The sequence below is a fragment of the Streptomyces sp. NBC_00647 genome (genome assembly GCF_045207245.1).
Lineage (GTDB): Bacteria > Actinomycetota > Actinomycetes > Streptomycetales > Streptomycetaceae > Streptomyces.
The window spans coordinates 450620-474607 of record NZ_CP109040.1; the positions used below are offsets into that span (position 1 = coordinate 450620).

Annotated in this window: 18 protein-coding genes and 3 pseudogenes; 6 read left to right on the plus strand and 15 right to left on the minus strand. The window is 69.6% G+C overall.

From position 1 onward, the window contains the following. Positions 1-398: 398 nt before the first annotated feature. From OG788_RS02165 to OG788_RS02175, 3 genes are all read right to left on the minus strand, one after another. Entirely contained in the window at positions 399-746 is a 348-nt protein-coding gene (locus OG788_RS02165; protein ID WP_406368773.1) for a hypothetical protein, read from the minus strand. 73 nt (positions 747-819) lie between these two features. Next, on the minus strand, positions 820-1647 hold the full coding sequence (locus tag OG788_RS02170; protein WP_406368775.1) for a restriction endonuclease: 828 nt from the start codon (positions 1645-1647) through the stop codon (positions 820-822). A 181-nt stretch (positions 1648-1828) separates the two neighbouring features. Further along, positions 1829-2005 (minus strand): hypothetical protein, encoded by a 177-nt coding sequence (locus OG788_RS02175; RefSeq protein WP_406368776.1) that lies wholly within the window; start codon positions 2003-2005, stop codon positions 1829-1831. Positions 2006-2958: 953 nt separating this feature from the next. Between OG788_RS02175 and OG788_RS02180 the strand changes: the two genes are divergently transcribed. Continuing rightward, positions 2959-3234 carry a hypothetical protein gene (locus tag OG788_RS02180; protein WP_406368778.1) on the plus strand — a complete coding sequence of 92 codons (276 nt, stop codon included), beginning with the start codon at positions 2959-2961 and terminating at the stop codon, positions 3232-3234. Positions 3235-3341: 107 nt separating this feature from the next. Here OG788_RS02180 and OG788_RS02185 read toward each other — a convergent pair whose 3' ends face one another. Next, a complete protein-coding gene (locus OG788_RS02185) occupies positions 3342-4412 on the minus strand; it encodes a hypothetical protein (protein ID WP_406368780.1) in 1071 nt (356 codons plus the stop codon). 260 nt (positions 4413-4672) lie between these two features. Between OG788_RS02185 and OG788_RS02190 the strand changes: the two genes are divergently transcribed. The 3 genes and pseudogenes from OG788_RS02190 (at position 4673) to OG788_RS02200 (ending at position 7714) form a co-directional block, all read left to right on the plus strand. After that, complete coding sequence (locus OG788_RS02190) at positions 4673-5908, plus strand: PP2C family protein-serine/threonine phosphatase (protein ID WP_406368781.1); 1236 nt, start codon at positions 4673-4675, stop codon at positions 5906-5908. A 375-nt stretch (positions 5909-6283) separates the two neighbouring features. Continuing rightward, positions 6284-6727, plus strand: coding sequence for an ester cyclase (locus OG788_RS02195; RefSeq protein WP_406368783.1), 444 nt, complete (start codon positions 6284-6286; stop codon positions 6725-6727). Positions 6728-6914: 187 nt separating this feature from the next. Beyond that, positions 6915-7714, plus strand: a pseudogene (locus OG788_RS02200) (IS5 family transposase). 602 nt (positions 7715-8316) lie between these two features. On the opposite strand, the gene OG788_RS02205 reads toward OG788_RS02200, so the two are convergent. The 3 genes from OG788_RS02205 to OG788_RS02215 are packed head-to-tail and all read right to left on the minus strand — an operon-like array spanning position 8317 to position 15604. Beyond that, positions 8317-11796: a P-loop NTPase fold protein gene (locus tag OG788_RS02205; RefSeq protein ID WP_406368784.1), complete on the minus strand. Its 3480-nt coding sequence runs from the start codon at positions 11794-11796 to the stop codon at positions 8317-8319. Continuing rightward, on the minus strand, positions 11793-14615 hold the full coding sequence (gene fxsT / locus OG788_RS02210; RefSeq protein ID WP_406368785.1) for an FxSxx-COOH system tetratricopeptide repeat protein: 2823 nt from the start codon (positions 14613-14615) through the stop codon (positions 11793-11795). Before fxsT ends, OG788_RS02205 begins: the two co-directional genes overlap by 4 nt. Further along, on the minus strand, positions 14612-15604 hold the full coding sequence (locus OG788_RS02215; RefSeq protein ID WP_406368786.1) for an AAA family ATPase: 993 nt from the start codon (positions 15602-15604) through the stop codon (positions 14612-14614). Before OG788_RS02215 ends, fxsT begins: the two co-directional genes overlap by 4 nt. 31 nt (positions 15605-15635) lie before the next feature. On the opposite strand from OG788_RS02215, the gene OG788_RS02220 reads away from it, so the two are divergent. After that, positions 15636-15848 (plus strand): alpha/beta fold hydrolase, encoded by a 213-nt coding sequence (locus OG788_RS02220; RefSeq protein WP_406368787.1) that lies wholly within the window; start codon positions 15636-15638, stop codon positions 15846-15848. Between the two features lie 15 nt (positions 15849-15863). On the opposite strand, the pseudogene OG788_RS02225 reads toward OG788_RS02220, so the two are convergent. The 7 genes and pseudogenes from OG788_RS02225 to OG788_RS02255 all read right to left on the minus strand — a co-directional run. Continuing rightward, a pseudogene (locus OG788_RS02225) lies at positions 15864-16307 on the minus strand (transposase); the annotation flags it as partial. Positions 16308-16682: 375 nt separating this feature from the next. Continuing rightward, entirely contained in the window at positions 16683-17675 is a 993-nt protein-coding gene (locus tag OG788_RS02230; protein WP_406368788.1) for a 3-oxoacyl-ACP synthase III family protein, read from the minus strand. Then, the gene (locus tag OG788_RS02235; protein ID WP_406368789.1) at positions 17672-18577 is read right to left on the minus strand and encodes an SDR family oxidoreductase; all 906 of its coding nucleotides are present in this window, start codon (positions 18575-18577) and stop codon (positions 17672-17674) included. Before OG788_RS02235 ends, OG788_RS02230 begins: the two co-directional genes overlap by 4 nt. A 244-nt stretch (positions 18578-18821) precedes the next feature. Further along, positions 18822-19169 carry a hypothetical protein gene (locus tag OG788_RS02240; RefSeq protein ID WP_406368790.1) on the minus strand — a complete coding sequence of 116 codons (348 nt, stop codon included), beginning with the start codon at positions 19167-19169 and terminating at the stop codon, positions 18822-18824. Between the two features lie 281 nt (positions 19170-19450). After that, a complete protein-coding gene (locus OG788_RS02245; protein ID WP_406368791.1) occupies positions 19451-20044 on the minus strand; it encodes an isochorismatase family protein in 594 nt (197 codons plus the stop codon). A 95-nt stretch (positions 20045-20139) separates the two neighbouring features. Further along, a pseudogene (locus OG788_RS02250) lies at positions 20140-20828 on the minus strand (HNH endonuclease family protein). A 241-nt stretch (positions 20829-21069) separates the two neighbouring features. Further along, on the minus strand, positions 21070-22419 hold the full coding sequence (locus OG788_RS02255; protein WP_406368792.1) for a cytochrome P450: 1350 nt from the start codon (positions 22417-22419) through the stop codon (positions 21070-21072). 286 nt (positions 22420-22705) lie between these two features. Here OG788_RS02255 and OG788_RS02260 point away from each other — a divergent pair, with 286 nt between their 5' ends. Continuing rightward, positions 22706-22906 carry a type II toxin-antitoxin system VapB family antitoxin gene (locus OG788_RS02260; protein WP_406368793.1) on the plus strand — a complete coding sequence of 67 codons (201 nt, stop codon included), beginning with the start codon at positions 22706-22708 and terminating at the stop codon, positions 22904-22906. Positions 22907-23247: 341 nt separating this feature from the next. Here OG788_RS02260 and OG788_RS02265 read toward each other — a convergent pair whose 3' ends face one another. Beyond that, positions 23248-23967: a hypothetical protein gene (locus tag OG788_RS02265; RefSeq protein WP_406368794.1), complete on the minus strand. Its 720-nt coding sequence runs from the start codon at positions 23965-23967 to the stop codon at positions 23248-23250. Positions 23968-23988: the final 21 nt, after the last annotated feature.

Sequence of the window (23988 nt, forward strand, 5' to 3'; positions counted from 1 at the left end):
GCGCCGTCCACCGTGCCTCCATGACCGACTACTTCGCCCAACGCGGCGGTCTCACCGCCGGCGCCGGAGAGCTGGCTTTCGCGAGCCCGCCCTCCAGGAGCAGTTCGACCAGGCCGGGAAGCAGCTACTGCTCGTCGTAGGGATGGAGCTGCTGCGCCGCCGTACCCGCCCGGCCGGACGGTAGAGACCGCGTACCTTGTCTGGTCCTCCTGGGGGGACGACGACCACCATCGGCTCAGCCGGTCGCATCCTCGGGCTCGGCGCCAGTTGCTCGCGGCTGTGGTGGCGCCGGAAAAGCCGCCGGGCCGGCCGGGCCGTGGCTACGCCACGGCCTACCGCGCCCGGCCGCCTCGGCGAGGGCATCTGCCTCTGCTCCGCCCGCTGAACGAACGGGCAGATCACGGCCGGAGGCATTCTCCCTGCGGGTCGAAGCAGACGAGTCCGTGCTCACGGGCCAGCGCGGCGGCGTACTCGGACACTTCCTCAGCCTTGCTGTAGGACATGAGCAGGTACACCATCGGCCCCGATGCCTCCTCGATGACCGGCGGGGACGCCCATACGCTGCGAGCGACGTCGTCCGGATATCGCTCGACGAGGGCTTCCACGTAGGCCCTGATGCGCGGCACCGGAAGTGCGGCAACATCGTCCGACTCCAGGTAGCGCTCGTAGAGCTCGTCGTAGGTCGAGCCCGCTTGGTCGTCGTCGAGTGGACGCTCGCCGTCCCACACCGCAAGGTCATAGCTCACCAGCGCATCGTCGCAGGCAGCAGTTCCTTCGGACTCAGCAGGCCCTGAGATCGAACCGCCAACGCGACCCGCCTCAGGCCGCCGACGGCTGCGCCTCCCAAGGCCGCGGTCCCGTACCCTCCTGCCAGCGGCGCAGTTGCGGACCGTCGACGCACACGATGCCGCACTGCTCTGCGTAGTCGAGCGCGGGGGCGGTGAAGTCACTGGTGGTGACCACGACGGCGACATCGGCGCCGTGAACGGTGAAGCAGGTGCCGCCGAAGCGCTGCAGGTCCTGTGAGCCGACCCGGTTGCCGTCGCAGTACCGCTTGCACTGGATGACGACCGAGCGCCCGTCGGGCGTCCTCGCCACGACGTCGGCGCCCAGGTCCCCGGCCCCGCCCACGACGTCCACGTCCAGACAGCCGTCGCGCCGGCACAGTTCGGCCACCGCCTGTTCGAACTCGTCCGGGTCCAGGGTCTCGTAGGCGATCTCCACTGTGTCCGCGGGCGCCTCGGGCACGGTCTCGGGAAGCAGGACGGTGAGTTCCGTGCCGAGGCGGCCGCCGCAGGCGCCGGCCCCGGCGGGGACCAGGCCGACGGCGGGAGCCGGTGACGCCGCGTCGAGCGCTTCGACCGCCGTCTGCGTGGCTTCGTCCAGGGCTACGGCCGCGCGGCGCGCGATCCTCGCCGCCGATATGCGGCGCTTCCCGCGGCAGCCGGCCATGACGGCGCCGACGCCCACAAGGGCGAGCGCCACAGCCCAGGCGGGACGGTGCACCGCGGCCGCAGCCGCAGTGCGGGCGGCCGCCCCCACCAGAGCGAGGATGACCGCGAGGAGGGCGAAGTAGATTGCCGTCGCCCGGAGTTCGAACCGGCGGGAGCGGCGCGCGGTACGCCGGGCGCGTACGGGAACGGCCATGGCGATGTTTCCTCCCCTGGGACGCCAACGAAGATCAATTCGCGTCTTCCCAGGCAGCGGCCGTTCTACCGGGTTCCGTCGTGCATGCCTCTTCCAGCCCCACGGCAGGCGCGGGCTCGCCGCCTGTCGGGCCAGATGTCCTCGGCCCTGGTGCGATCCGCGCGTGAACGTGGCATGAGCCTCAGGCCAGGGGCAGGTGCCCGAGCCGTCGGCCTCGGTCGGCCTGTGCCTCCAGCAGGGCAGCCACGTCCGGTCCTCTCTTCAGAACGGGACCGTTCCAGTGGGCCGGGACCGCCACGGGTATGAGGCGCACCTCGGTGCCGTGGACGCGCGCGACGTCGAAGAGGGTCTGCAACATCTGCACACCTGCCAGGTCGAGGGCGCAAAGGCAGGCATGCCACGTCTGGGTGTCGAAACCTGGCGTCGACGGGCTCGCGCAGCACCACCCGGTACAACGACGCCTGCGAGGGCCTCTCTCCCCCGGCATCCCTCAGGTGCCGCCCGCCTGCGCCAGCACCTCCCACTCCTGATCGGACAGCTCCAGCCGGGCCCGCGCCCTGCGCTCCACGCGGCCCCTCCGTCCGCGCCGCCTCCAGCCACCGCCACACCGTCCGCACATTGACCCCGGCAACCTGGGCACCCGCCCGCACATGCGCCGCGGTCGACGCCCCGCCAGCATCGAGCTCCAGCAGCCGCGCGACCAGCACCGGCCGGGAAACGCTCAACCCCGCCGCAACCTCACCCCACGCACCCGGCTCCCCCACCGAACACCCCTCCGCCGCGGACACCACCCCGCGGTGGCGCCACACGCCCGATTGAGCCCCAACTGGCAGAGCAGAAGCCGCAAAAGGACAATAACTGTCTCGCGGGATTCCCACTCGGGCGCGGGGACGACCTCGGTTGGCGCGGCCGGGAAGACGTTGGGACAGCGAGCGCTGACACAGCATCAGGGGGCGGCGGCTATCGAGGACGACGATGGCGCCACGATAGGGTCCGACCGACAGTCGGACCATGATCGTTCGTTCGGAGAAGCCCGTCTTACCTGGGGTGCGGCCATGGCCACCCTCGCGCCCGAGGTATCCGCGCAGCTCATCACCGCACTCCGCCACGGCCGTGGCTTGGGCGATGCCGCGCGCGAGTTACGGCTAGACCTGGCCGCGCTCTGGGCCACGGCGCGCACGGACACCCGGCTCACGGCAGAGGCCCGGACGCCGCGGCGGAGAAGGCAAGGACAGCGCGGGCGGATTACCTGCGACTCCTGGCCCTCGGACTGCCGCCGACCATGCCGAACTCATCCTCGGCAGCCGCCACGTGGGCACCTGGCGCACCGATCCCGCGTACGCGAAGGCCTGCGCCGCGGCCGCCGAGGCGGCGGCCCCCTACGCGGCCAGCCGCTGGGCCCGGCTCACCCCCGCCACCGTGGCCCGGTTTCTCGCCGCCCTGCGCACGCACCCCACACCAGCGCGAAGGCCGCGGCGGCGGCCGCCGGTGTCACCACACAGGCCATCTATCAGCGGCGCCGACGCGACCGCCGCGTTCGCCTCAGCCATGGATGAGGCCCGCCGAACGGCCGCCGACGACGAGTGACGCCGGGCCCACGGCGGCGGTGACGGCATGTCCCCGTCCCCGACGGGGCCCCGCGAGGGCTCCGCATTGCTGCGGTGCGCGACCCGCAGCGCGGCGTGCGGGCACCATTACGTGCGATGCGTGACCGTGGTCGAGCCGTCCAGGTCCACCGTCACGGTGTACGCCCTGCGGCCGTCCGCCCAGTCAAGGCGGGCCGCGACTGACGCCCACCGCCAGGAACCCCGCGACCACACCCACAAGGCAGGTGGGTCCGTGGCCGGCCACGTCCAGACCACCGGCCGCGGACCGTCCTCAGGACGCCACGGCCGCGCAGGCTCCAGCCCTGCCCGTTCTTCGCTCACTTGTTTGATTCTAGATCTGTTTCCGCAGGTAAAAGGTGGGTGACCGACTGTCCGGTGCGGGTACTGCCGGCGAGCACTTCCGCCACAAGCCCCGGCCCGCTCTCGGCGTGAGCGTTCGCCATCCCGCGTCGAGGCGAAGCGGGACGTCCCGGGCTCCGGCAGCAGCTCGGCCGCCTGCGCCGCCAGAGGAGCCGTCAAGCGGTGGGACAGGGCCCGGCTGCCGTCCGGCAGCCGGACGACGAGCGCCCGCGGCCGCGAGCGCGGGCCGGTGAAACCCACCACCACGGCGTCAACCGGCTCGGAGTGCCGGACCTTCACCCACACACGCCCCGGCCGGTACGGAGAGCTCGCCCTCTTGCACACGACGCCGTCGAAGTTCAGCGGCCGCAGGCTGTCGTACCAGTCCCGGGCCGTGCCGACATCGTCCGACGCCGGGACCGCCTGAATCGGCGGGGGGATATCCGCGAGCACGTCGAGCAGGAAGGCGCGCCGCTCCAGATAGGGCCTCCCTCGAACGTCACCGTGCACCGGATGACTCAGGCAATCTCCGACCGCGTACGCCGCCGCGAGGCCCTCGGCCAACGTCCGGGCCCGCGCCGGCGAGGACGCGGCCCGGGACTGCACCGCCCCGAAATCCAGGGCACCGCCCCGCCAGATGACCAGCTCACCGTCCAGCACAGGGCCAGGCAGCAACGCCATGGCCGGTAGCGCGATGTCCATCCACCACGACGTCACGATCCGCCCCGAACGGGACTGCAACCGAGCCCCCGCCGTATCCCGGATCAGCACGGCCCGATGGCCGTCGTTCTCCAGACTTCGGTGTGTCTCATGAGCCATGGACCCCTTGATTTGGACTGGGGCACCTGTGAGCGTCTCGGCTGTGCTGCCCAACAGCGGGGCAGAGGCGGCCACCCCTTCGTCGAGTTCGCGACTGGAGCATTCGCGACGGCCGCGTCAGCGAGTGGACGCCAGGAAACAAACTCACTTCCGTGAACACATAACGCAATGATCTGCACTTATTGTTACTTTTCATGTTTTGACGCTCGCCGTGGTGATTCTCTTGCTGGTAGGCGAGGCGGACGGAAGGAACTGCGGTCGTGAGTGGTGGGCAGAGTGGACTTCCCCGGTTGCTGACGGCAGCGGAGACAGCGGCGCCGGTGGAGGCGGTGGACGTGATCGCGGAGGACCTGCGGCGGCGTTTCGAGGCCACGAAGGTCTCATTCCTCATCGTCGACCTGACGGGGAAGGCGGTGGCGCGGCTGTCGACCGCCCCAGCGGAGGACGGGCGGGAGGCGGAGCGGATCCCTTTGTTCGGCAGTGTCTACGAGGAGGTGATCCGTACCCAGCGGCTGTATCAGGAGGCGACCGGTCAGGGGCAGCGGGTGATCGTGCCGGTCACCAACCGGGGGGATGCGATCGGGCTGCTGGAACTGCTCCTGCCGGCCGCCCCCGGCGAGGACATCCTTGATGAGGTCGGGGAAGCCGCCCATGTCCTGGCCTATATCGTGATCGCCAACGGGCGTTTCACCGATTTCTACACCTGGGGGAAACGCTCCAGGCCGCCCACCCTCGCGGCAGAGATCCAGTACCAGCTGCTCCCCCTGTCACTGTCGTGCGAGGCCGCGCAGTTCACCCTGTGCGGGAGCCTGGAGCCGTCCGAAAACCTCAGCGGCGACACCTTCGACTACACCCTGGACCGGGACGCGCTGCACGTGTCGGTGACCGATCCCATGGGCCACGACATCGACGCCGCCCTCGCCGCCACGGTCCTGGTGAGTGCCCTGCGCGGCGCCCGTCGCGCCGGAGCCGACCTGGCCGAACAGGCCCACCGCGCCGACCAGGCCCTGGTCGAGCACGGCCAAGGGCACGCCACGGGGCAACTGCTGCGCATCAATCTCCGCACCGGGCGGGCCCAGCTCGTCAACGCGGGACACCCCTGGCCACTGCGCATGCGCGAGGGCGCCGTAGAGGTGATCAACTGCGAGGTGGACCATCCCTTCGGGCTGTCCGAGTTCGCGACCCTCCCCTACCGCGTTCAGGACCTCGATCTGCGCCATGGTGACCGTCTGCTCATGTTCACCGACGGCATGGTCGAACGGCACGGGGAGCAGGTCGACCTGCCCGCCCTGCTGGAGCGCACCCGGGGCCTGCACCCGCGGGAGACCGCGTTGATGCTGACGTCCGCAGTCCGTGACGCTGCCGGCGGCCGGCTCGAAGACGATGCCACCGTGATGTGCCTGGACTGGCACGGCCCCCAGGAGACCCAACGACACGTCAGCTCCGGCGCGGACGCCCAACAAGCCTCAGCCAGCCGCACAAAGCAGCAGCCGTGACCACAGTGCTCTCCTGGACAGTGCCGGGCGCGCACCCGGGGCCGCCGCCGTCGCGGCCGGCCACACCAGCGCAGGCATGAGCATTCCAGCCCTGCACACCCACATCCGGTAGCTGTACACACCGCATGCCGGTGCAGGTAGACCGCTCGGTGTCGCCGCCGTAGCCGACCAGGCCCGGCGCGGCTAGATGATCTGGGTTGCGCGTGTGGGGGCCGACGGGACGGCTCGGTGGTACTGCCGGGAGTACGGTGATCCGCTGCCGCAGGCGACGGCGGCCGAGCTTCAGCAGACACGGCAGCGGGCCATCGCGATGCAGCGGGGTGAACAGGCAGAGTGCCCGGTTTGTGCCAGGTTATGGACGGCGAGACTGAGGCCATGAACACCTCGGAAACCACCCTCGCCAAGAACAAAGACCTTGTGCGCGCGTTCATCGACGCGCTGTTCACCAAGGGCGACCTCGGCGCGGTCGACGAGTACCTGGCCGAGGACTTCGTCGACCACGACCCTCCGTTCAACGCGCCTGCCGACCGCGAAGGCTTCCGCTCCGCCGGCGCGCTGTTCCGGGAGGCATGTCCCGACTGGCACAGCGAGCCGCACCTGATGATTGCCGAGGGCGACCTGGTCGTCGAGCACTTCACCGCCAGCGGGACGCAACGCGGTGAACTGCTCGGGGTGCCGGCCCCGGCCGAAGGCCGCCCCTTGACCCTGCACGGAACCAACATCTTCAGGATCCGGGGCGGACGTATCGTCGAGCGGTGGGGCCGGCCCGACGAACTCGGCATCCTGCGTCAACTGGGGATCGTCCCATCGCAGACGTAGCGTCGAAGCCACGGCAGCGGGCCGCTACGGCGAGGCATCACCCGACGTCTCCGAGGTGGTGGAGCGGACCGTCATGCGCATCGCTCCCGTCCCTGGCACCTGCGGTGCTGCGCCCTGCGCGGCGGCTGAGCGGTGTGCCCTACATCCTGCCCGAGGACGCGGTGGATGGAATCGGATCGAGCCGCTGATGCCGGCCGATCTGGTTCGTGGGCGGCGATGGGCCGACCACCGCCGCACCCTTGAGGCCATCGCGTGGAAGTACCGAACCAGTTCGCCCTGGCGGGACCTTCCCGACGAGCTCAGTTCATTCCAAACCGCTCACAAACGCCTGATCAGGTGGGCCGTTGACGGTACCTGGGAGCGGATCCTCACCACCGTTCTGGCCGCAGCGGACTCCGACGACGACATCGACTGGACCGTATCTGTGGACTCCACCGTCGTTCGGGCCCACCAGCATGCCGCCGGCGCACGGAAAAAGGGGCCGTCGATCGCGCCGAGCCCGCCGACCATGCAGTCGGACGCTCACGCGGCGGGCTGAGCACCAAAGTCCACCTGGCCGCGAACGGTCGGGCCCGACCACTGGCATTCACCGTCACCGCAGGCCAGGGACGCACCGGCCTTCGAGACGGTGATGGCCCGCATCCGTGTGCCCCGAAGCGGCCCGGGCAGGCCCCGAACACGGCCCTCGGCCGTGCTGGCGGACCGGCCTACTCCTCCCGTGCCATCCGGGCGCATCTGCGGCGTCGCGGAATCCGAGCGGCCATCCCTCAACCATCCGACCAGGTGGGCCACCGCCTGCGGCGAGGCCGTCGAGGCGGCCGACCGCCCGCCTTCGACACCGAGACCTACAAGCAAAGAAACACCGTCGAACGCTGCATCAACCGCCTCAAGCGGTGGCGAGGCCTGGCCACACGAACCGACAAACTCGCCATCGCCTACCAAGCCGCACTCCACCTGGCCAGCATCCTCATCTGGACTCGACGCTGACCAAAGAGACAGAACCTGGGCGAAGACCACCGCGACACTCTCGCCTCCCGGGACAGCCTTGCTGTCGCCTATTGGGTTGCGGGGGACGTGGGACGGGCGATCGCCCCGCATGAGCAGAGCCTGGCGGACCAGGTGCGGGTGCACCACCACGGTAGAGACGAGCGCCCCCGCGCACAGCCCCGAGCGGCGTTCGCCAAGCTCAACTTTTCACTCCAGAAGAGCCGCACCCATCTCGCGGGGGATCCACCCCAGGCGTGTCCCGTTGCGCTCTACCCCGGTTGCATTCGAGTCAGCGGCGTTGCCTGGGCCACGCATCAGTGTGAGCTGCTCTTGGCGGGCACGTCCAGGCGTCTTGACGGTGGGGATCGTGGACGATCATGACCTGTACGGGCCTGGCAGGACTCTGCCGCTGCGCGTGCGGCCGGTGGAAGGCGAGTCGACGGGGTCTTGGGCCGCGGTCGTAGGACGACGTCGAGGCCGCCGGCTCCCGTGGCCGTATCGGCCACGGCGCCTCGACCTCCACCGGTGCCGAACCACCTCAGCCTGCAGGAATGGATCCCCCACGGCAAATGAGCACGCCTCGAGCCGACACGTTCCAGTGGCTAGAGGAACCGCGAGGCCACCGCTCCGATCTGGACGTCGTCGCGCAGGAAGGCACGGAGATCGTCGCCCCATCCAGGCGCCGAGGTGTCCCCCGTCGCGCCATCCGACGCGGCGACGAACACAGGGAACCTACGGCGCAGTTCGGCGGTCCAGCGATCGGGATCGTCGTGCCGCGCCGCCTGCTCCAGACTGCCGAGCGCCCCGTCGGTGTCGGACGCACCGAGCATGCTGATGACATGTGGCCAGCGGATGGCAAATGCCGCAAGTTTCGCTATCTGCCGCTGCTCGGGCATCGGCGCACCAAGCAGTCGCTGGCGTTCGGCGATGAAGCTGTAGAAGCGGAAGAGATTGACGAAACGCTTGATCTCGCGTGGATTGCGGGAGTCGAGGACCGGCAGCAGATCTTCGAGCACGGCATGGGCGTCGGCATCGCTGTACAGATCGGAGATCACTCGATCAGCGGCGGCCAGGGCAGCGGGGTGAAGCGGCTCCGGCAGCCCGAGCACCTCGAACTGTGCCACGAGCGCCATCGCTCGGAGAGAGTCGGGGGTCGGTCGGCGCGCGCGCAGGGACTGCTCGATGGCGTCGACCTCGGCCGGGTCGGGTCTGGTCAGGTCCTGATCCGATCCTGCGAGAGTTCTACCGCCGGCTCGGGTGCCCGGGGCCGAGGGGGTCACAGCGCCGACCATCGGGCCTTCCCGCCCTCCTCTGCCCCGGTCCCCGCCCTGGCCCTCGGGTGTGGCCGGCCCGTTGGGGGTGTCGGGAACCCGAGGAGACGATGCCACACCGGTCATGACGAGGGAGCGGAGATAGCCCGCCAACTCGTCGTTTCCCCGCGGCGGTGGAACACTCAGCGGCAGTTGGACGATCTTCTCCAGGAAACGCCAGCCCAACGTGGACCAGTCGCCTGCCAGCCGCCCGTCCCGCTGTGCCTTCACCAGGTCTTGATAGGCGACCTCGACATGGGCCGCCACCGTCCCCGGCTCCATGCCGAGGACGAAGACGCAGTGCGGGAACTCCCCGGCGAGGAAGAGATTGATCGCCTCGATTACCTGAGTGACCGCGCTCGGCGAGCAACGGTCGAGGTCGTCCACGAAGACGACCAGTGGACGATGCGGGGTGGCGATGAGGTCCAGGACCCGTTTCATATCGGTCTGCACCAGGTGCAGAAAGCCGAGGCGGCCCGCGTAGCCCGGATCGGGTACAAGCTGGTCGAAGCCCTTCTTCAGCTCGGCACCGAGCAGGCGCTGGCCTCCGCCGAGGACATCCGATCTGTTCACCAGGATGGACAGGGGTCCCGTGGCCGTCTTGCCGAGGAAGGCGAACCCCCGGAGGGCGCCCAGGGCGAGCGGGGCCAGTGTGCCTCCGCCGAACACCGCGGCCGACACATAGCGGAGGATCTCCCGCGCGGGACCCACCAGTTCCGCGACGACCAGAAAGGCCACGGCCACGACGACGGCCAGCAGCCAGAAGAGGAGGAAGGGCAGCAGTCGCTCGGCGAGCAGCCGGTACCAGCGCCGCCGGATGACGCTGCGGTCCACTCGGGCGAGGTTGAGCTTGAGCCAGAACCGCTCGCGGTCCGCGACCGGCAGCCGCTCGGTCACCTGGGTGATGATCTCGTGCGCCAGTCCTGCCCAGATCTGTTCGCCGTTCTGGTACATCCAGGGGTTGAACCAGACCGTGGGCCGCCACTCCCCCTCCTGCAACGGAGCGCCTTCGTCGAGGGTGGCTCGAAGCCGTGCCGGGGCCGGTTCGTCGGCGGTGAGTGCGCCAGCCTCACGCAGGATCTCCCTGTTGGTGACCCTTCCCCGGCCCGAATCCCGGTTCAGTCTGATACGGCAGGGCTGCGTGTCGTCCCGGGGGTCCAGGATGTTCTGGATCATGCGCATCAACGAGGTCTTCCCGGCTCCCCACGGCGCCTTCAGTCCGATGGTGAGCGGCGGCAGTGTCTGCCGGTGACGGATGAACTCGGCTATGGCCGCGGCATAGTGGAAGTACGAGAGCCGGTCGTCCAGTGTGTAGGCGTCCCGGGCGATCGAGCGCTCGGGCTGGGGCCGGTAGCCGCGGGAGAGCAGGAAAAAACGGCGCGCGCGATCGCGTACGGCGATCGCCTCCTCGTCGGAGTCCTGCGCCCTGACCTGTCCAAGGGCGAACTGGCGCACGGCCGCGTGCGTCAGCCGGATGACCTCCCCGTCCGGCGACGTCATGACCAGGCCGGCCGACGTCAGTTCGTCCAGGGCCGCCGAGAGCGCATCGGGGGGCACGTCCCCCGCGAGGAATCCGACGAGCCGTCGTGGGATCTCCTCGTATTCGTCCACCAGAGACAGCCTGCGCAGCAGCATGGCCGCCGGCTCCCCGAGGCGGTCGTAGATGCGCCGGAGGATCTCGCTGAGGCCAGGGCCCCCGCGGCGGAAGAAGGTGTCGATCAGCTCTTCCAGGCCGGTCCGGTGGTCTCTCTCGAGCACGCCGGCCAGCAGCCGCAGCATCAGTGGGTTGCCGGCCGTCTCGGGGGGCACGCCGCCCAGCGCGGACGCGTCGGCATCGAGTCTTCCCGGGAGCACCTGCGCGGTCAGCAGCGCCCAAGCCTCGCTCTGCGATAGCGGCCCCAGCCGGAAGACGGCGGATTCGCCATGCGAGGTCGCGCCGCCGGGATCGGTGCGGGAGGTGACGACCAAGAGGGATCGCGACCCTCCGTTCAAGGGTTGCAGTGCCCGGACCGTGGCCTCGTCCGGGTCGTCGAGGACGATGAGGAGACGCCGCCTCTCCATATGCGCGCGCAGCAGATCCAGCCGCCCGTCAGTCGCGTCGGGCAGTCCCTCCGTCAGGGGGCCGATGTCCCGCAGGAGTTGGCCGAGCCGGTCGTCGGCCGCCTCCTCGTCGGCGTTCGCCGCTGTGCCGGGGAGGAAGTGCTGTCCGTCCGGGAACAGCGGGGCGATCTCGTGCGCCCACACGGTCGCCAGCGCCGTCTTGCCCATCCCGGCCTCGCCGTGGATCACGATGAGCCACGGAGAGGAGGCACGGTCGGCGAGCAGGGAGCCGAGTTGATCCAGCTCCTTCCTTCGGCCGCCGAAGCCCGGCGGGGGCGGGGGCAGGGTGGAGAGGCGGCGTGGTGGTCCCGGCTCATCCGGCGTGCCGTCGGGAACGGACCGCTCGGTCGACAGCCCTTGGAGCATGTCCTGGTACTGATCGCGCCACCGTTGCAGCGAGAACTGGTGCTGCGGCAGGCTCAGTCCACTGTCGGTGGCGTACTTCTCGCAAACGCTGACGAAGGTCGCGACGAACTCCCAGGAGGGTGCGGACTCCCCTCGCAGTTTCTCCTCCACGGCGCGCGGAGCGAGGGGTACGCTCCCCTGCTCGTCGGCGATCGACGCCAGTACGTCCAATTCCGGGCGCCCGATGCTCTCGTAGATCCTGTCCAGTTGCCGCGCGAACCGCCCGATCCGCTCGGAGCGGTTCTCCCCCCGCGTCTCGTGCGTCACGCCGTCCCCCCGTTCCGCTGCGCCTGCTCGAGGGCCCGCACATCGGGGTCCTCGCAGCCGTGCACCGCTCTCCACTTCAGCAGCGCGATCCTGCGGAGCTCGCGGGCGCCCGCTCGGTCCCCACTCGCATCCAGGTACTGCGCCTGCGGGATGACCAGCCGCCGTACCTCCGCCTCATGGCAGTCGAGCGCCCCGGAGGGCAGCAGATGTGGCTGGATCTCCTTGAACCGCCCCCAGTTCCCCCGCTCCCAGGGATCTGGGGGCGCATGGCGTAGGAGCAGGCTGTGCACCGCGTGCTCGAGGTGCATGTGTCGCAGGTCCGAGGCCGACAACTTGCTGCGCACGACGGCCTGCACCAGCCGGTGCACCTGTACTGTGTCCTGCTCGCTGTCGAGTTGGGCGAGTGCGAAGCGACTGAGCTCCTGCAGAGCGAGGTAGAAGGTGGCCTCCTCGCAGAGCGTCGCGGCCAACCACTTCGGCAGACCGGCCGACTCCGGCGTCGACAGCATGGAGAGGGGAACGGGCTCCGGCGCGAAGAAGCAGCACAGCTCCAGCAGTTGGACGGCGTCGGGGTGTTCCGTGCGGAGACGGTCTATCGCCATCTTCCATGTCCTGTAGACCGGCACGGGCACTCCCGGTGACGGAGCTTCGGTCCGCAGCGCCGGCTGGACATGCACGTCCTCGAAGCGGAGCAGGTGCTTGTCCACGGGCATACCCGTACTGGCCCGGAACTCGGCCGCCTGCACCAGGGCGAGGGGCAGGCCGCCGGCGGCCTGAGCGAGGCGTCCGGCGTCGGCGTCCGAGAGCCGGCGGGCGGGCGGCAGATGACGGTGCAGCAGGCGGACGCTCTCCTCGGGGCTCATCACACCGACGTCGACAGCGTCCTCCCCGAGCGACCAGGCGGGGTTGCGTGAGGTGACGATCAGGTGTCCGGGCCCCTGGGGCAGGTAGTCCTGGATGTCCTCGGGTCTGTCGGCGTTGTCGAAGATCACCAGCCAGCGCGCGTACGGCTCACCCCTGTGCAGTGCCGCGAGAGCCCGGGTCCAGGGCTCACCGGTCTCAAGCGGGCCGGGAAGTCCGAGTTGGACGGAGAGCTCGATCAGGGAGACACGGATCGCGCTGAGCTGCTGGGCCGCGATCCACCACACCAAGTCGTACTCGCTGGCGTGGCGGTGTGCATACTCCACCGCCAGCTGGGTCTTGCCGACACCGCCCATGCCATGGAGCGAGCAGGTCAGCCGGGCCGCCCCGCCGGCGGCCAGCTTGGCACGCAGCTGGGCGAGGAGTTCCTCGCGGCCGGTGAAACGTCGATTGAGGCTGGGGACGGCGCCCCAGATCTGCGGCTTCGGGGACGTGACAGGAGGGCGCCCCGTCACGGACTCCGGGGCCAGCGGAGGTGCTTCGACGAGGTCGGGCCCGGCCCGGGAACCGGATGCGTCCGCTGGGCGGGTCACCTCCGGTGAGGTGGGTTCCTCCGGCGCGGCGGCCAGTGCCCGCGGCGTGGCGGCGGGAACGTGCACACGCTGCCTGACCTCACGGGTCACGGCACTGACGCCCGGGGCGTACCGTGTCTCGACCCAGTCGGAGACGACTGCCAGCGTCCGCACGGCCTCGGCCCGTGTCAGGCGGGTGAGCAACAACGCCCGCACCCCGTCATGGAAGTCGTACCTCTCGTCCCCGTCGTCGCCCACCCGGCACAGCAGTCCCCCGAGGAACACCTCGGCCAGGTGACTGGGGAGTGTGTGCGGCGCCATCACCCGCTGGACCAGCCCCATGATCGGGATCGTGAGCGGCACCACGGCCAGGTAGGGGGCCAGTTCGGCGGCTTCCGGGGAGGCGGTGGCCAGGAAACGCCGGATCCGGTCGGCGGGTTCGACGGCTCGGTCGGGAAAGTGCCGTGCCGGCTCGCGCAGACTCCTGTCGGGACCGACGATGTGACCGAGCCCGTTGACCCATCCCGCACCGGTGCCGGAGACGACCGTCGCCCACGAGTTCAGCCAGCGAGGGCTCAGTTCCAGTACGGGGATCACCGCGCCGTCCGGGCGTCCGCCACCGCCCCGTAGGCGACAGGTCAGCAGGGTGTTGGCCGCACCGGGCGGCGATCCGCACTGCCACTGCACGGGCACGGGTGCCAGCGCGCTCTGCCGCCACATGCGCTGCGGCAGCATCTGGAGGACGGCGACGGGCTGTTTACGACTCCATCGCCGCAGCAGTCGGTCCATCGTCCCGCGCTGCCAGAGGCTGCCCACGCAGTCGCTGACCACGAAGACGATCTGGCGCCGGGACGCGGACACGATCTCGTCGGCCCGCCGACCGGCCGCACCGCCCTCGGCGCGTACCATGACGGCAGCGGAGGAACGAGGTCCCTGATCCTCCAGCAGCCAGGTCCGGACATGGTCGAAGATGTCGACCCGGGCCATCAGCTCGCGGAAGCGCCTGATGGTCGCCTGCCACAGCTCCATCGACGGGCCAGCGTCGACCACCAGCGTCAGGTCGATCCTGTGCGCGGGCTTCGGCCGCGGCAGCACCACCCCCGAAGAGACGAAGTCGTGCAGCATCTCCTCGTCGCGCGACCGCCGCGGGCGGGGACCGGCACCGCGCAGTGGCTGGAACGCCTTAACGACGTCGGCCGACCTGAACGGGGCGACGAGGCCGGGCTCAGGAGCGGAACCGGGCTGGGCGGCGGGTCGGCCCGTGCCGAGCCCGTCGGGAGGCGTCGTGACGGGCTGTCTGGCGGCCAGCCACAGAGCATCGGCGAGCTCCTCAGCCGTCGGGTCCTGGCCGAGGTCGCCGAGTGCGCCGCGCAGCCGTTCGATCATTCGTGGAACTCCGCCTCCCGCGGCGTCATCAGACGAGCGGCGAGTCGGGCGCTGTCCGAGGAACCCCATGAAGTGGCGAGAAACACGGCGTTGAGCAGCTGGTCCGTCGAGACGTCGCCCTGTGCCTGGCGGTTCAGGAACTCCTCGATGGCGGGTTGGCTGCGCGCCAACGTCTCGGAGCCCAGATGAGCGGCGACGATGGACTCGATCTGCTGCCGGTTGGGCGGACGAAGGCCGAGATGCAAGCAGCGGCGCAGGAAGCGCGGCGGGAACTCCCGCTCACCGCTGCTGGTGAACACGATCACCGGGAAGGCGTGACACCGCACCCGTCCGCCCTGCACGGAAACCCTCTCGCCGTCGGCCGTCATGACCTGGACCCACGGCTCGGACGCGGAGATCCGTACCAGCTCGGGAATCTCGAATTCACCCTCCTCGAGGATGGGGAGGAGTTCGTTGGGCAGGTCGAAATCGCTCTGGTCGAAGTCGTCGATGAGCACCACACGCGGGTGAGGCGTGGGCAGCAGGGCGGTGCCGAGCGGCCCCAGCCGGATGTACGAACCAACGTCCAGGGGCGTGTCCCCGACCCGCCGCAGGTTCGCCTCCTGCATTCGGGCCAGGGCGTCGTATTCGTAGAGCGCGTTCTTCAGAGTCGATGCGCGGACGATCGGCCAGCGCAGCACCGGGCCGAGCTGCAGTTCGTGGGCAATGCTGTGAGCGAGCGACGACTTGCCGCTGCCCGGACGGCCCGTCACCAACAGCGGGCGGCGCAACAACAGCGCGGCGTTGACCATCTCGACGACGGCGGGTTCGGCCTCGTAGGACCGCGCACGCTGCACTTCCTCGGAGCCGTCCCTCGGTGTGTGCGGGGCTGGCACGAGCGGACCTCCGTCGAAGGTCCGCCAGGGCGGCGGCGGGGAGAGTCTGGCGATGCCGCGATGGGGTACGCCTCTGCCCTGGTAGACGCCCTCCACGTGATGCTCCTCGCTCATGCCGTGTCCCCTGCCCCCTCGGGAATCTGCAGTGCCATCGACTCGCCGGGCAGGCGGCCCGGGTCGTCTCCTGGTGCACCCCGACCGGCAGGTCGAACGCGTGCCCCGGCTGATCCCCGGCGCACAGGCCGAGATCATCTCCCGGACCGGCCACGGCCCGCAGATCGACCACGCGGAGCTGACCAACCGGAAGATGCTCGACTTCATGAACGCCACCGACCTCGGCCTGCCGACATCGCGCTAAAGACCGTCCCGCGGGTCACGAGCGAAGCCAAAGTCGGACCGCGGCTACAGTCACCGTGCCGTGAAAGACGTAGGCCCGCTTGTCAAAGCGGGTTGCGACGGCCCGGAAGCCCTTGAGCTGATTGATTGTCCGCTCGGCTTCCTTCCTGCGGGCGTAGCGTGAATGGTCGAAGCTGGTGGGTCGACCTCCTCGGCTGCCGCGGTTCTGGCGGTGGGTCCGCTGGTCGCGGCGCTCCGGCATGGTGTGTTTGATCTGCCGACGCCGCAGGTAACGGCGGTTGCGGCGGGAGCTGTACGCTTTGTCGCCACTCAGACGGTCCGGCCGGGTGCGCGGGTGCCCTCCTGTCGGGCGGGGAACGCGGATTCGGTCCAGGACCGGGATCATATGTGGGGCGTCGCCCCACTGACCGGGCGTGACCAGCAGTGCCAGAGGCCCCTGCCCGCCTTCACCAGCTAGGTGCGACTGGTCGACTCCTGTCACTGTCCCGCTCATCCAGCCGAACTCACGCCGGAGGCAGTTTCCTGGTTCCTCCAGAACAAGGAAAAAGACTGGGCGCCTCAGCTCGGTGGCCAGCGCAACGCTGGTGTCCACCTCGTCCTGCCTCCAGCTTGTCCAGCTCGCGTCTATTGATCCCGCTGCGGGCCACGTTGCCCTCCTGTCGCACGTGCTTGGGCGACAGGGTACGGGTGGGCACCGACAGCCCGGCCGTCAGTGAGAATGCGGCGACGGCGCGGCCATGGCATCCGTCGGATGGAGCACGCAGTTCCGGAAGGCTGAATAGAACCGCTCTGGCTGGCCGTGGTGTCACGAGTGCGAGTATGCGCGCCCCTGTGCCTACCAGCTGATCAACATCACGCCGCCGCTGGCGCCGCTGGCCATGCCGAACAGGACCACCTGTGTGCCCGGGCGTAGCCGGCCTTGGTCGGCGGCGTGGGCGAGTTGGAGGGGGAGGGTGGCTGCGCCCATGTTGCCGGTGCGGTGGAAGGTGGGCACGACCGTGTCGGGCCGGATGCTGAGGCGTTCGCAGAAGGTGCGGACGAAGGGGACGGACGGCTGGTGGAGACAGACCAGGCCGAGTTCGTTCGGGTCGGTGTGCTGTTCCTTCAGCCACTGTGCGGCGCGGGTGTCGATGCCGAGGAAGGAGGCGAGGAGCCTTTCGGAGTCGATGTGCAGTCCCGGCGGGCCGCCGGGGGCGTGGTGGGGGTTGAAGAGGGTGGCAGCCGGCCATCCCGCGGAGTTCGCCATGAACGTATGAGCGATGATGCCCGGCCGGGGGGAGGCTTCGACGAGCAGGGCGGCGCCCATGTCCCCGCCGGTCAGGGAAGCCAGCCCGGTCCGCAGAGTGGTGGGTGTCAGGTTCCACCGGCTGAGGCGGCTGAGGGTTTCCCCGCACGCGATCAGGATCCGCCGGTAACGGCCGGCGCGGATGAAAGCGTCAGCGACTTCCAGGGCGTTCAGGACGCTGTTGCAGGCGTTGGAGACGTCGAAGACGGGACAGGACAGCCCGGTCTGGGCGGCGACGATGTGGGCGTTGGCGGGTTCCTGGACATCGGCGCTGACGGCGGCGAACAGCAGCAGGTCGACTTCACCAGGTTCGAGGGCCGCCTGGGCCAGGACACGGTCGACGGCATGGGAGGCGAGGCCGGAGGGCAAGTCGCCGTCCGCGGCGACGACGCGTTCTTGCAGCCCGTAGAGCCTGGACAGCAAGCCGGCCGGGACCCGTACACCCGGACTGTGCTCGCGCAGCCGGTCCTCGATAGCTCGCGCGCCTTGGCGGCCGTCAGGCAGGTGGACCGCGACCTGGGTGATGCGGCTGTAGAGACTCATGCCGACTCCTTCACCACGCCGGCACGCGCCGGAGCTTTGTGGGGCAGGCCGCTGACCGCGTGTTTCACCCGGTCCGACAGCCACAGCGGTGACACGGCGTGAAGCGGCACCAGGAGACGGGCGTCGAAGCCGACCGTGTAGCGGGCCCTGGGCCGGGGGGAGGCCAGCGCCTTCTCGATGGTCCGGGCGACCGGCTCCGGAGTGGGGACACGTGCGTTGACAGCCCCGAAGAGGGCCCGCGACCGGTCGTATCCCGCCGCGTCGGCGCGATCAACCTGGGCGAGATCGTCTACCGCCCGGTCCAGCATCGCGGTGGCGAATGCTCCAGGCTCCACCAAAGACACGCGGACACCGGCATGCGCCATCTCCACGCGCAGGCAGTGGGTGAGCGCGCTCAAGGCGTGCTTGCTCGCGCTGTACCAGCCGCCCAGCGGCCAGGGCACCCGCCCCAGTCCCGACGACACGTTCACGATGCGGCCCTGACCACGTCGACGCATCTGCGGGAGAGCGAGGCGACAGATCCGCATCGCCCCCAGAAGGTTCACCTCCAGCAGATGCCGCGCCTGCTCATCACTCACGTTTTCGAGCGAGCCCGCCTGCGGCACCCCGGCGTTGTTCACCACCGCCCACACGCCGCCACCCGTCATCCGGGCGACCTCTCCCATCGCCTCCTCGCAGGAAGACGGCTCAGCGACATCCAGCACCACCGTGCGCAGCGACCGCCCGCGCGCGCCGGCGGAAGCGATGAGGTGGTCCGCCTTCTCCTGGCTACGCGCTGTGCCGATTACATCAAAGCCAGCACCGGCCAATCGCAATACCGTCGCCACACCGATGCCGCCAGTGGCACCCGTCACCAGCACGCTCCGCCGAACCGGCCGTCCCACCGAGGAATCCACCGCCACCACTGCTCTACTCCCCCTGATCCACCGGACGCGCCTGGTGCGCGTCGACAAGGTGAGCAACGACCCGGATGAGGCACAGTTGTGGCCCCGTGCGCACTGCTTTCGCTGAACCGCCTACGGCACCAGAACGGGTCGCCCGGTCGCAGCAACACCTGCCATGTCGAGAGGCACGGCAGGCGACGTCTCTTTCTCTGGCACGCGGCGGCTCCGCGTCAGGCCGGGTAGAGGCGAGGAGTGGCGCAGGTCAGTGGAAAATGACTGACCGGAACTTCAGGCGCTCGCCCGCGATGCCGGTGTGCGGACGCAATGTGTACTCGTCGCCCGAGCAGTCGGCGTTCGTGAAGACGATCGCGAAGGTGTCTGTGCGATTCCTCGGTGAGTGAGCGGGTGGCTGGTTGTACTCCTGGGCAGCCTCGGGAAGGGTGATGCATCTCCTGCTCGCGGGGTCGTGGAGAGTGGCCTGCTCCTCGGCGCCGCTGCTGTCGCTATGGGTGTAACTGAAGTCGCCCTCGGCCGCGTAGGCGGAGCCGGGGACGCTCAGGAGCAGCACGGTGACACCCGCCGCAGCGGCCAAAGTATGACGAAGACGCATCAATTGCTTCCTCGTAGTCATGTCGTCCCTTTCAACGGCGCATCAGCCGGCATCGCGATGTGGGAGAGCGTGACCGGCTCATCGGCCTAGTCGGATGGTGCGGCCGCCGACGGCACCGCCTGTGTCGCCGACCCGAATGAGGGCGTGCACCGTACGTCGGAGAGCGGCCGGATGAGTCCGGTACATCAGCTCATCAGAGGGGCTCCCGCGACCCTTCAAGGAATCCCGGGAGCTCGTTCTCGTGTCCTGCCCGTCCCCTTGGGGGACAGGCGCCCCGGCTGTTACTGCGAGACCGGCGCCTCACCGGAGACGACCACGCCTGCCCGGCGGAAGTCCTCCAGAGTCGATGCTGTGGTCTCCGGTGCGACGCCGACCGAGTGGTCCATGAGCACGCGGGCACGGAACCCGGCCTTGACGGCATCCAGCGCGGTCGCGCGCACGCAGTGGTCGGTGGCGATGCCCACCACGTCGACTTCTTCCACCTCCCGCGAGCGCAGCCAGTCTGCCAGCGAGGTGCCGTGTTCGTCGGCGCCCTCGAAACCGCTCTTGGAGGCGCTGTGGGCTCCCTTGAAGAAGACGGCGTCCACCTTGCCGCCCGCGGCCGTGGGAGCGAAGTTCGGGTGGAACTCGCCGCCCTCGCCCCCGACCACGCAGTGGACGGGGAAGCTGTCCTTGAAGTCGGGGTTCTGGGAGAAATGGCTCCCCGGATCGATGTGGTGGTCCCGGGTGGCCACGACGTACTGATAGTCAGACCCGGCGCTGCGTTCCACCAGATCGGCGACAGCGCTCGCGATCCGCGCCCCGCCCGTGACCGGGACACTGCCTCCCTCGCAGAAGTCGTTCTGCACGTCCACGACGATCAACCCTCGGCCCATGACACACACCTTTCAGCGAAACGGATGGACAGGACAAACACTGCTCCGGAGAGCCGGGACGCTGAGGGGCCGGCAATGCGGAGCGGGGAAGGCGGTTACGGGGCGGGGGTGTACGACACGACGCTGTCCGTACAAGGACCGTCGGCGAAGACCTTCAGCGCCTCGCTCTCAGCAGCGTCCGCCAGTTGCCAGCGCAGCTTGGTGGCCACCCACTCCCCCACGTACCGGCACTGCGCATCCGGGGCCGGCGGCATCCACTCCGCCGGGTCCTGGTCGGACTTCTGACGGTTCGTACGGGCTGTCACCGCGACCAGCGCCGCCGGCGCGCCCTGATCGTTGGCGTAGGCCTCACGCCGGGCGGCCGTCCAGGCGGAGGCGCCCGAATCCCAGGCCTCGGCGGGGGGGGCACCATGTGGTCGATGTCCACGGCACCTGGATCGGTGACCTCCTGGCCGTCGTAGTAGGAGAACCAGACACCGCCGGTCAGCCGGCAACCGGGGCCCACCGCCGGAGCCATGACGGCCTCGGCCACGAGGACCTCGTTGCGGGTGTTGCAGCCGTCCGTGGCGATATCGCCGGCGTTCCAGTGCCGGAAGGGCGAGCGGGTATAACCGGAGCGGTCCTCATCAGCCAGGCGCACCCGGCCGATCGCGTCAGGGAGCGTCGTCACCTGCGCGGCCCGCGCTCTGCCAGGAGCCTGGGCGGCTTGTACGGGACTGGAAGCGATGAGCGGGACCACTGCAAGTGTCAGCGCGCCGAAGCCCCGCAGAAAGTTCTTGAACACCCCCGCGTTCTACAGGCCACCCCACCCTCAACGGACGCCCAACCGGCTGTCTCTCACTCTCACGGGCGGACACATTCACCGCAAAAACGATTCACGGGCGGGCTGCGTCGCGCATCGAATGTGCAGGTCGCCAGCGCGCCACTTGCCACAACGCCCACCGCAACGTGAGGTGTTCGGCGGTGTCGCGACAGCGCCGGTGCGTGTATGCGTTTGGTGACTCGGCCTTGGGACGCGGGGCGGGTTATCGGGTGCGCAGGGTGGCGTGCAGCGGTGTGGCCGGCTGGAGCTGCAGTCCGGCTGTGGGCGTCGGGTCGCCTTCGATGTCCAAGTGGAAGCGCTGGGCAAGTGTGGCCAGGACGAGTGCTGTCTCTACCAGCGCGAACCGTGCGCCGAGGCAGGCGCGCTGACCGCCTCCGAACGGGAACCAGGCGCAGGGAGGCGTGGACTGTTCGGGGCCGGCGTCCCAGCGTTGGGGGCGGAAGGCAAGCGGGTTCGGGAACCAGCGGGGGTCTCTGTGGGTGACCCATTGGCTGCACCAGAGCGTCGTCCCGGCCGGGATCGAGCTTCCGTGCAGGGTGGCGCCGTTCTGCGCGAGTCTGGGCGGGATCATCCATCCGGGTGGGTACAGCCGCAGGGATTCTTTGATGATCTGCTGAGTCCAGGTCAGCTGTTCGTAGTCGTCGATGGTCGGCGGGCGGCCGCCGAGTACGCGGTCTAGCTCTTCGTGGAGACGGTGGCGGGCGTCCGCGGACGCCGACAGGAGGTACCAGGTCCAGGTCAGCGCCGTGGATGTGGTCTCGTGGCCGCCGATCCAGAGGGTGACGGCTTCGTCGCGTACCTGCGTGGTGGTCAGTGGCCGGCCCTTCTCGTCCCGGGCTGCGAGCAGTCTGCTCAGCAGGTCCTCACCGTGGCCGTGTCCCTCCCCTGCTGCCTGACAGGCGTGGATGAGCCGGTCGATCTCGTCGTCGATGGTCGCGACGGCGGCGAGCAGGCGCCGCCGGGCGGGGGTGCGCACCCACGGCGGCAGGAAGAGCCCGATCCCCCGTAGTTCGGCGCCGATCTCCCGTCCTGCCTGCGACATCGCCTCACCCAGCGCGTGGGCGTGTTGTCCAAGGTCGTTGCCGAACAGCGTTCGGAGCACGATCCGCTGGGAGAGCAGCGACATCTGGCGCAGTACATCGACGCGGCTCCCGTCTCGCCAGTGGTCGCCGAGCTCCGCCGCGCAGTCGACCATCGTGGTCGCGTATCGGTGTACCTGGCGGGGCCGGACCGTGGGCTGGACCATGGATCGCTTGCGACGCCATTCGGCTCCTTGGCTGCGCATGACGCTGTTGCCGATCAGTCGTTTGAACGCCCAGCCGGCGTCCAGAGTCTCGTAGTCTCGCTCGTCGGCTCCGAGCAGTTCCGCGATGTGCTCGGGGTGCGCGAGGAAGAGGATCCGCATCGGGCCGAGCGACCAGGTCACCGCGTCCCCGTAGTCAGTGCGCAGATGTTCCAGGAACGCCAAGGGGTCACGCCCGAAGGCGGGCAGGTTTCCCAGCAGCGGTAGTCCGTGCGGGCCGGCGACGGTACGGAAAGGAAGGGGGAGCACTCCTGGCCAACGAGCCGCGCCTCGCACGGTTGCGCCGCACGGAAAGCAGCGCCGCAGCGATGCCTCCGGCCGCTGGCGGCACCCCGCGCGCCTGTACCGTCCCCCGCCCTGATCTCTCCCCTGGTGACGTCGAACTGTTCGTCGGCGAGCCGACCGGCCGCTGACCTGCTGTGGTCGGGCTATGGTCGGGATTCCCACCGGAGTTGTCCTTCTGCGTGGTCGCCGGGGCTGGCGCCCTGGTGCTGTGCGGCTGTTAAAGTCCCGGGCCGGCGAAGGGAGGCCTCTCATGGCCAAGATCAACATCAGTCTCGATGCCGAACTGGTGGTGGAAGTGATGGTCCTGGCCGGGATCGGCTCGCCCCAGGACGCCGTCGAAGCAGTCGTGCGTGACTACATCGCCCGGGGACACCGCACCGAGGCACGCACCGAGCTCAAAGAGCAGAGCCTGCGCGAGGTCGAGGTCAAACCGCAGGATCCTCAAGGCTGACCACTGTGATCGCGTAACGTCGCTCCAGCTCCGTGGCACCCGTCCCAGGCTCGAGGACAGGGCAGTTGCGGAGCCTGAGCGCCGTCCAGGAGGCTGTCCTCGCATCGGCATCACGGGTTGGCCACGGTGAACGGGGCAGCAGACAACGCCGGACAGGCCCGGGGGCGGTCCCGCGGCTTGCCCCCGCAGTGGCGTGCAAAACGTGTTGGCCGGTGGTGACGTCGAGCGCGGCTTGTACGTCCCGACGCGCATGCGCCAGGGCGCGGCCGCCACCCGGTTAACGAGTTCTGGGCCCTTTCGGCGAACGGTTCGTCGGCGTGCTCGTGGCGGGGTGTCTCGCCTCAGCGGTGCTGGGCCTGTGCCATGCGGGCAACTTCCTTGCGGATGAGGGCCAGGGGGAAGTGGTCTTCGTGGTCCACGTCCAGCATCGTGAAGTGCGCAGTCACACCACCGACTCTCACCAGAATGTGCTGCTCGTTCCGTACGGAGACGCGGCGGCCACTGCGCAGGCCGGGCCCCTGCTTCACCGGTACGGTGATCCGGAAGGCGATCGACTCGTCGCCGAGGTGGGGGATCGTTTCCGGCGCCAGATGCGCGGCGTACTTCCCCGTGAAGCCGACGCCTCTGTAGTCGTGGCAGGCCGGCAGTGATGTACGGACACGGGCGAAGGCCGTCTCGGCATCCGTGCCCGCGTAGGACGCGAGGGTGCCGCCGCCCGCCCAGATACTGCCCTTCCAGTTGAAGACCTGGTCCACGACGGCCGACGCGTCGCCGGCGCCGAGTGCGTCGAGCAGCTTCTCGCAGGAGCTGTCCGAGACCGGCGGGAAGGTGCTCTTCAAATCCGTGTGCGCCCGCTCGTCCGCCGAGACACCTCTGTTGCCCGGAACGTCGTCACCGGTGAGGGCGATGGACTGGAGGGCCCGGGCCGAAAGCGGTGGTCCCGCAGCGGCGGAGGTGACCGGGGTAGCGCCGGGCGAGCCGCTCGACGTCTGAGGGCCGGGCGTTTCTCCGCCCGTGCCCGCACAGCCGGTGAGCCCCCACAAGGACAGTGCCGCGCACACCAACAGCCATCCGTTTCCCCG

Bases quoted from the DNA above. Each gene is read 5' to 3' on its own strand.
- OG788_RS02195 (WP_406368783.1), top strand. From the start codon at position 6,284: ATGAACACCTCGGAAACCACCCTCGCCAAGAACAAAGACCTTGTGCGC.
- fxsT (WP_406368785.1), bottom strand. From the start codon at position 14,615: ATGATCGAACGGCTGCGCGGCGCACTCGGCGACCTCGGCCAGGACCCG.
- OG788_RS02240 (WP_406368790.1), bottom strand. From the start codon at position 19,169: ATGCGTCTTCGTCATACTTTGGCCGCTGCGGCGGGTGTCACCGTGCTG.
- OG788_RS02245 (WP_406368791.1), bottom strand. From the start codon at position 20,044: ATGGGCCGAGGGTTGATCGTCGTGGACGTGCAGAACGACTTCTGCGAG.
- OG788_RS02175 (WP_406368776.1), bottom strand. From the start codon at position 2,005: ATGTTGCAGACCCTCTTCGACGTCGCGCGCGTCCACGGCACCGAGGTG.
- OG788_RS02215 (WP_406368786.1), bottom strand. From the start codon at position 15,604: ATGAGCGAGGAGCATCACGTGGAGGGCGTCTACCAGGGCAGAGGCGTA.
- OG788_RS02260 (WP_406368793.1), top strand. From the start codon at position 22,706: ATGGCCAAGATCAACATCAGTCTCGATGCCGAACTGGTGGTGGAAGTG.
- OG788_RS02170 (WP_406368775.1), bottom strand. From the start codon at position 1,647: ATGGCCGTTCCCGTACGCGCCCGGCGTACCGCGCGCCGCTCCCGCCGG.
- OG788_RS02230 (WP_406368788.1), bottom strand. From the start codon at position 17,675: ATGAGTCTCTACAGCCGCATCACCCAGGTCGCGGTCCACCTGCCTGAC.
- OG788_RS02185 (WP_406368780.1), bottom strand. From the start codon at position 4,412: ATGGCTCATGAGACACACCGAAGTCTGGAGAACGACGGCCATCGGGCC.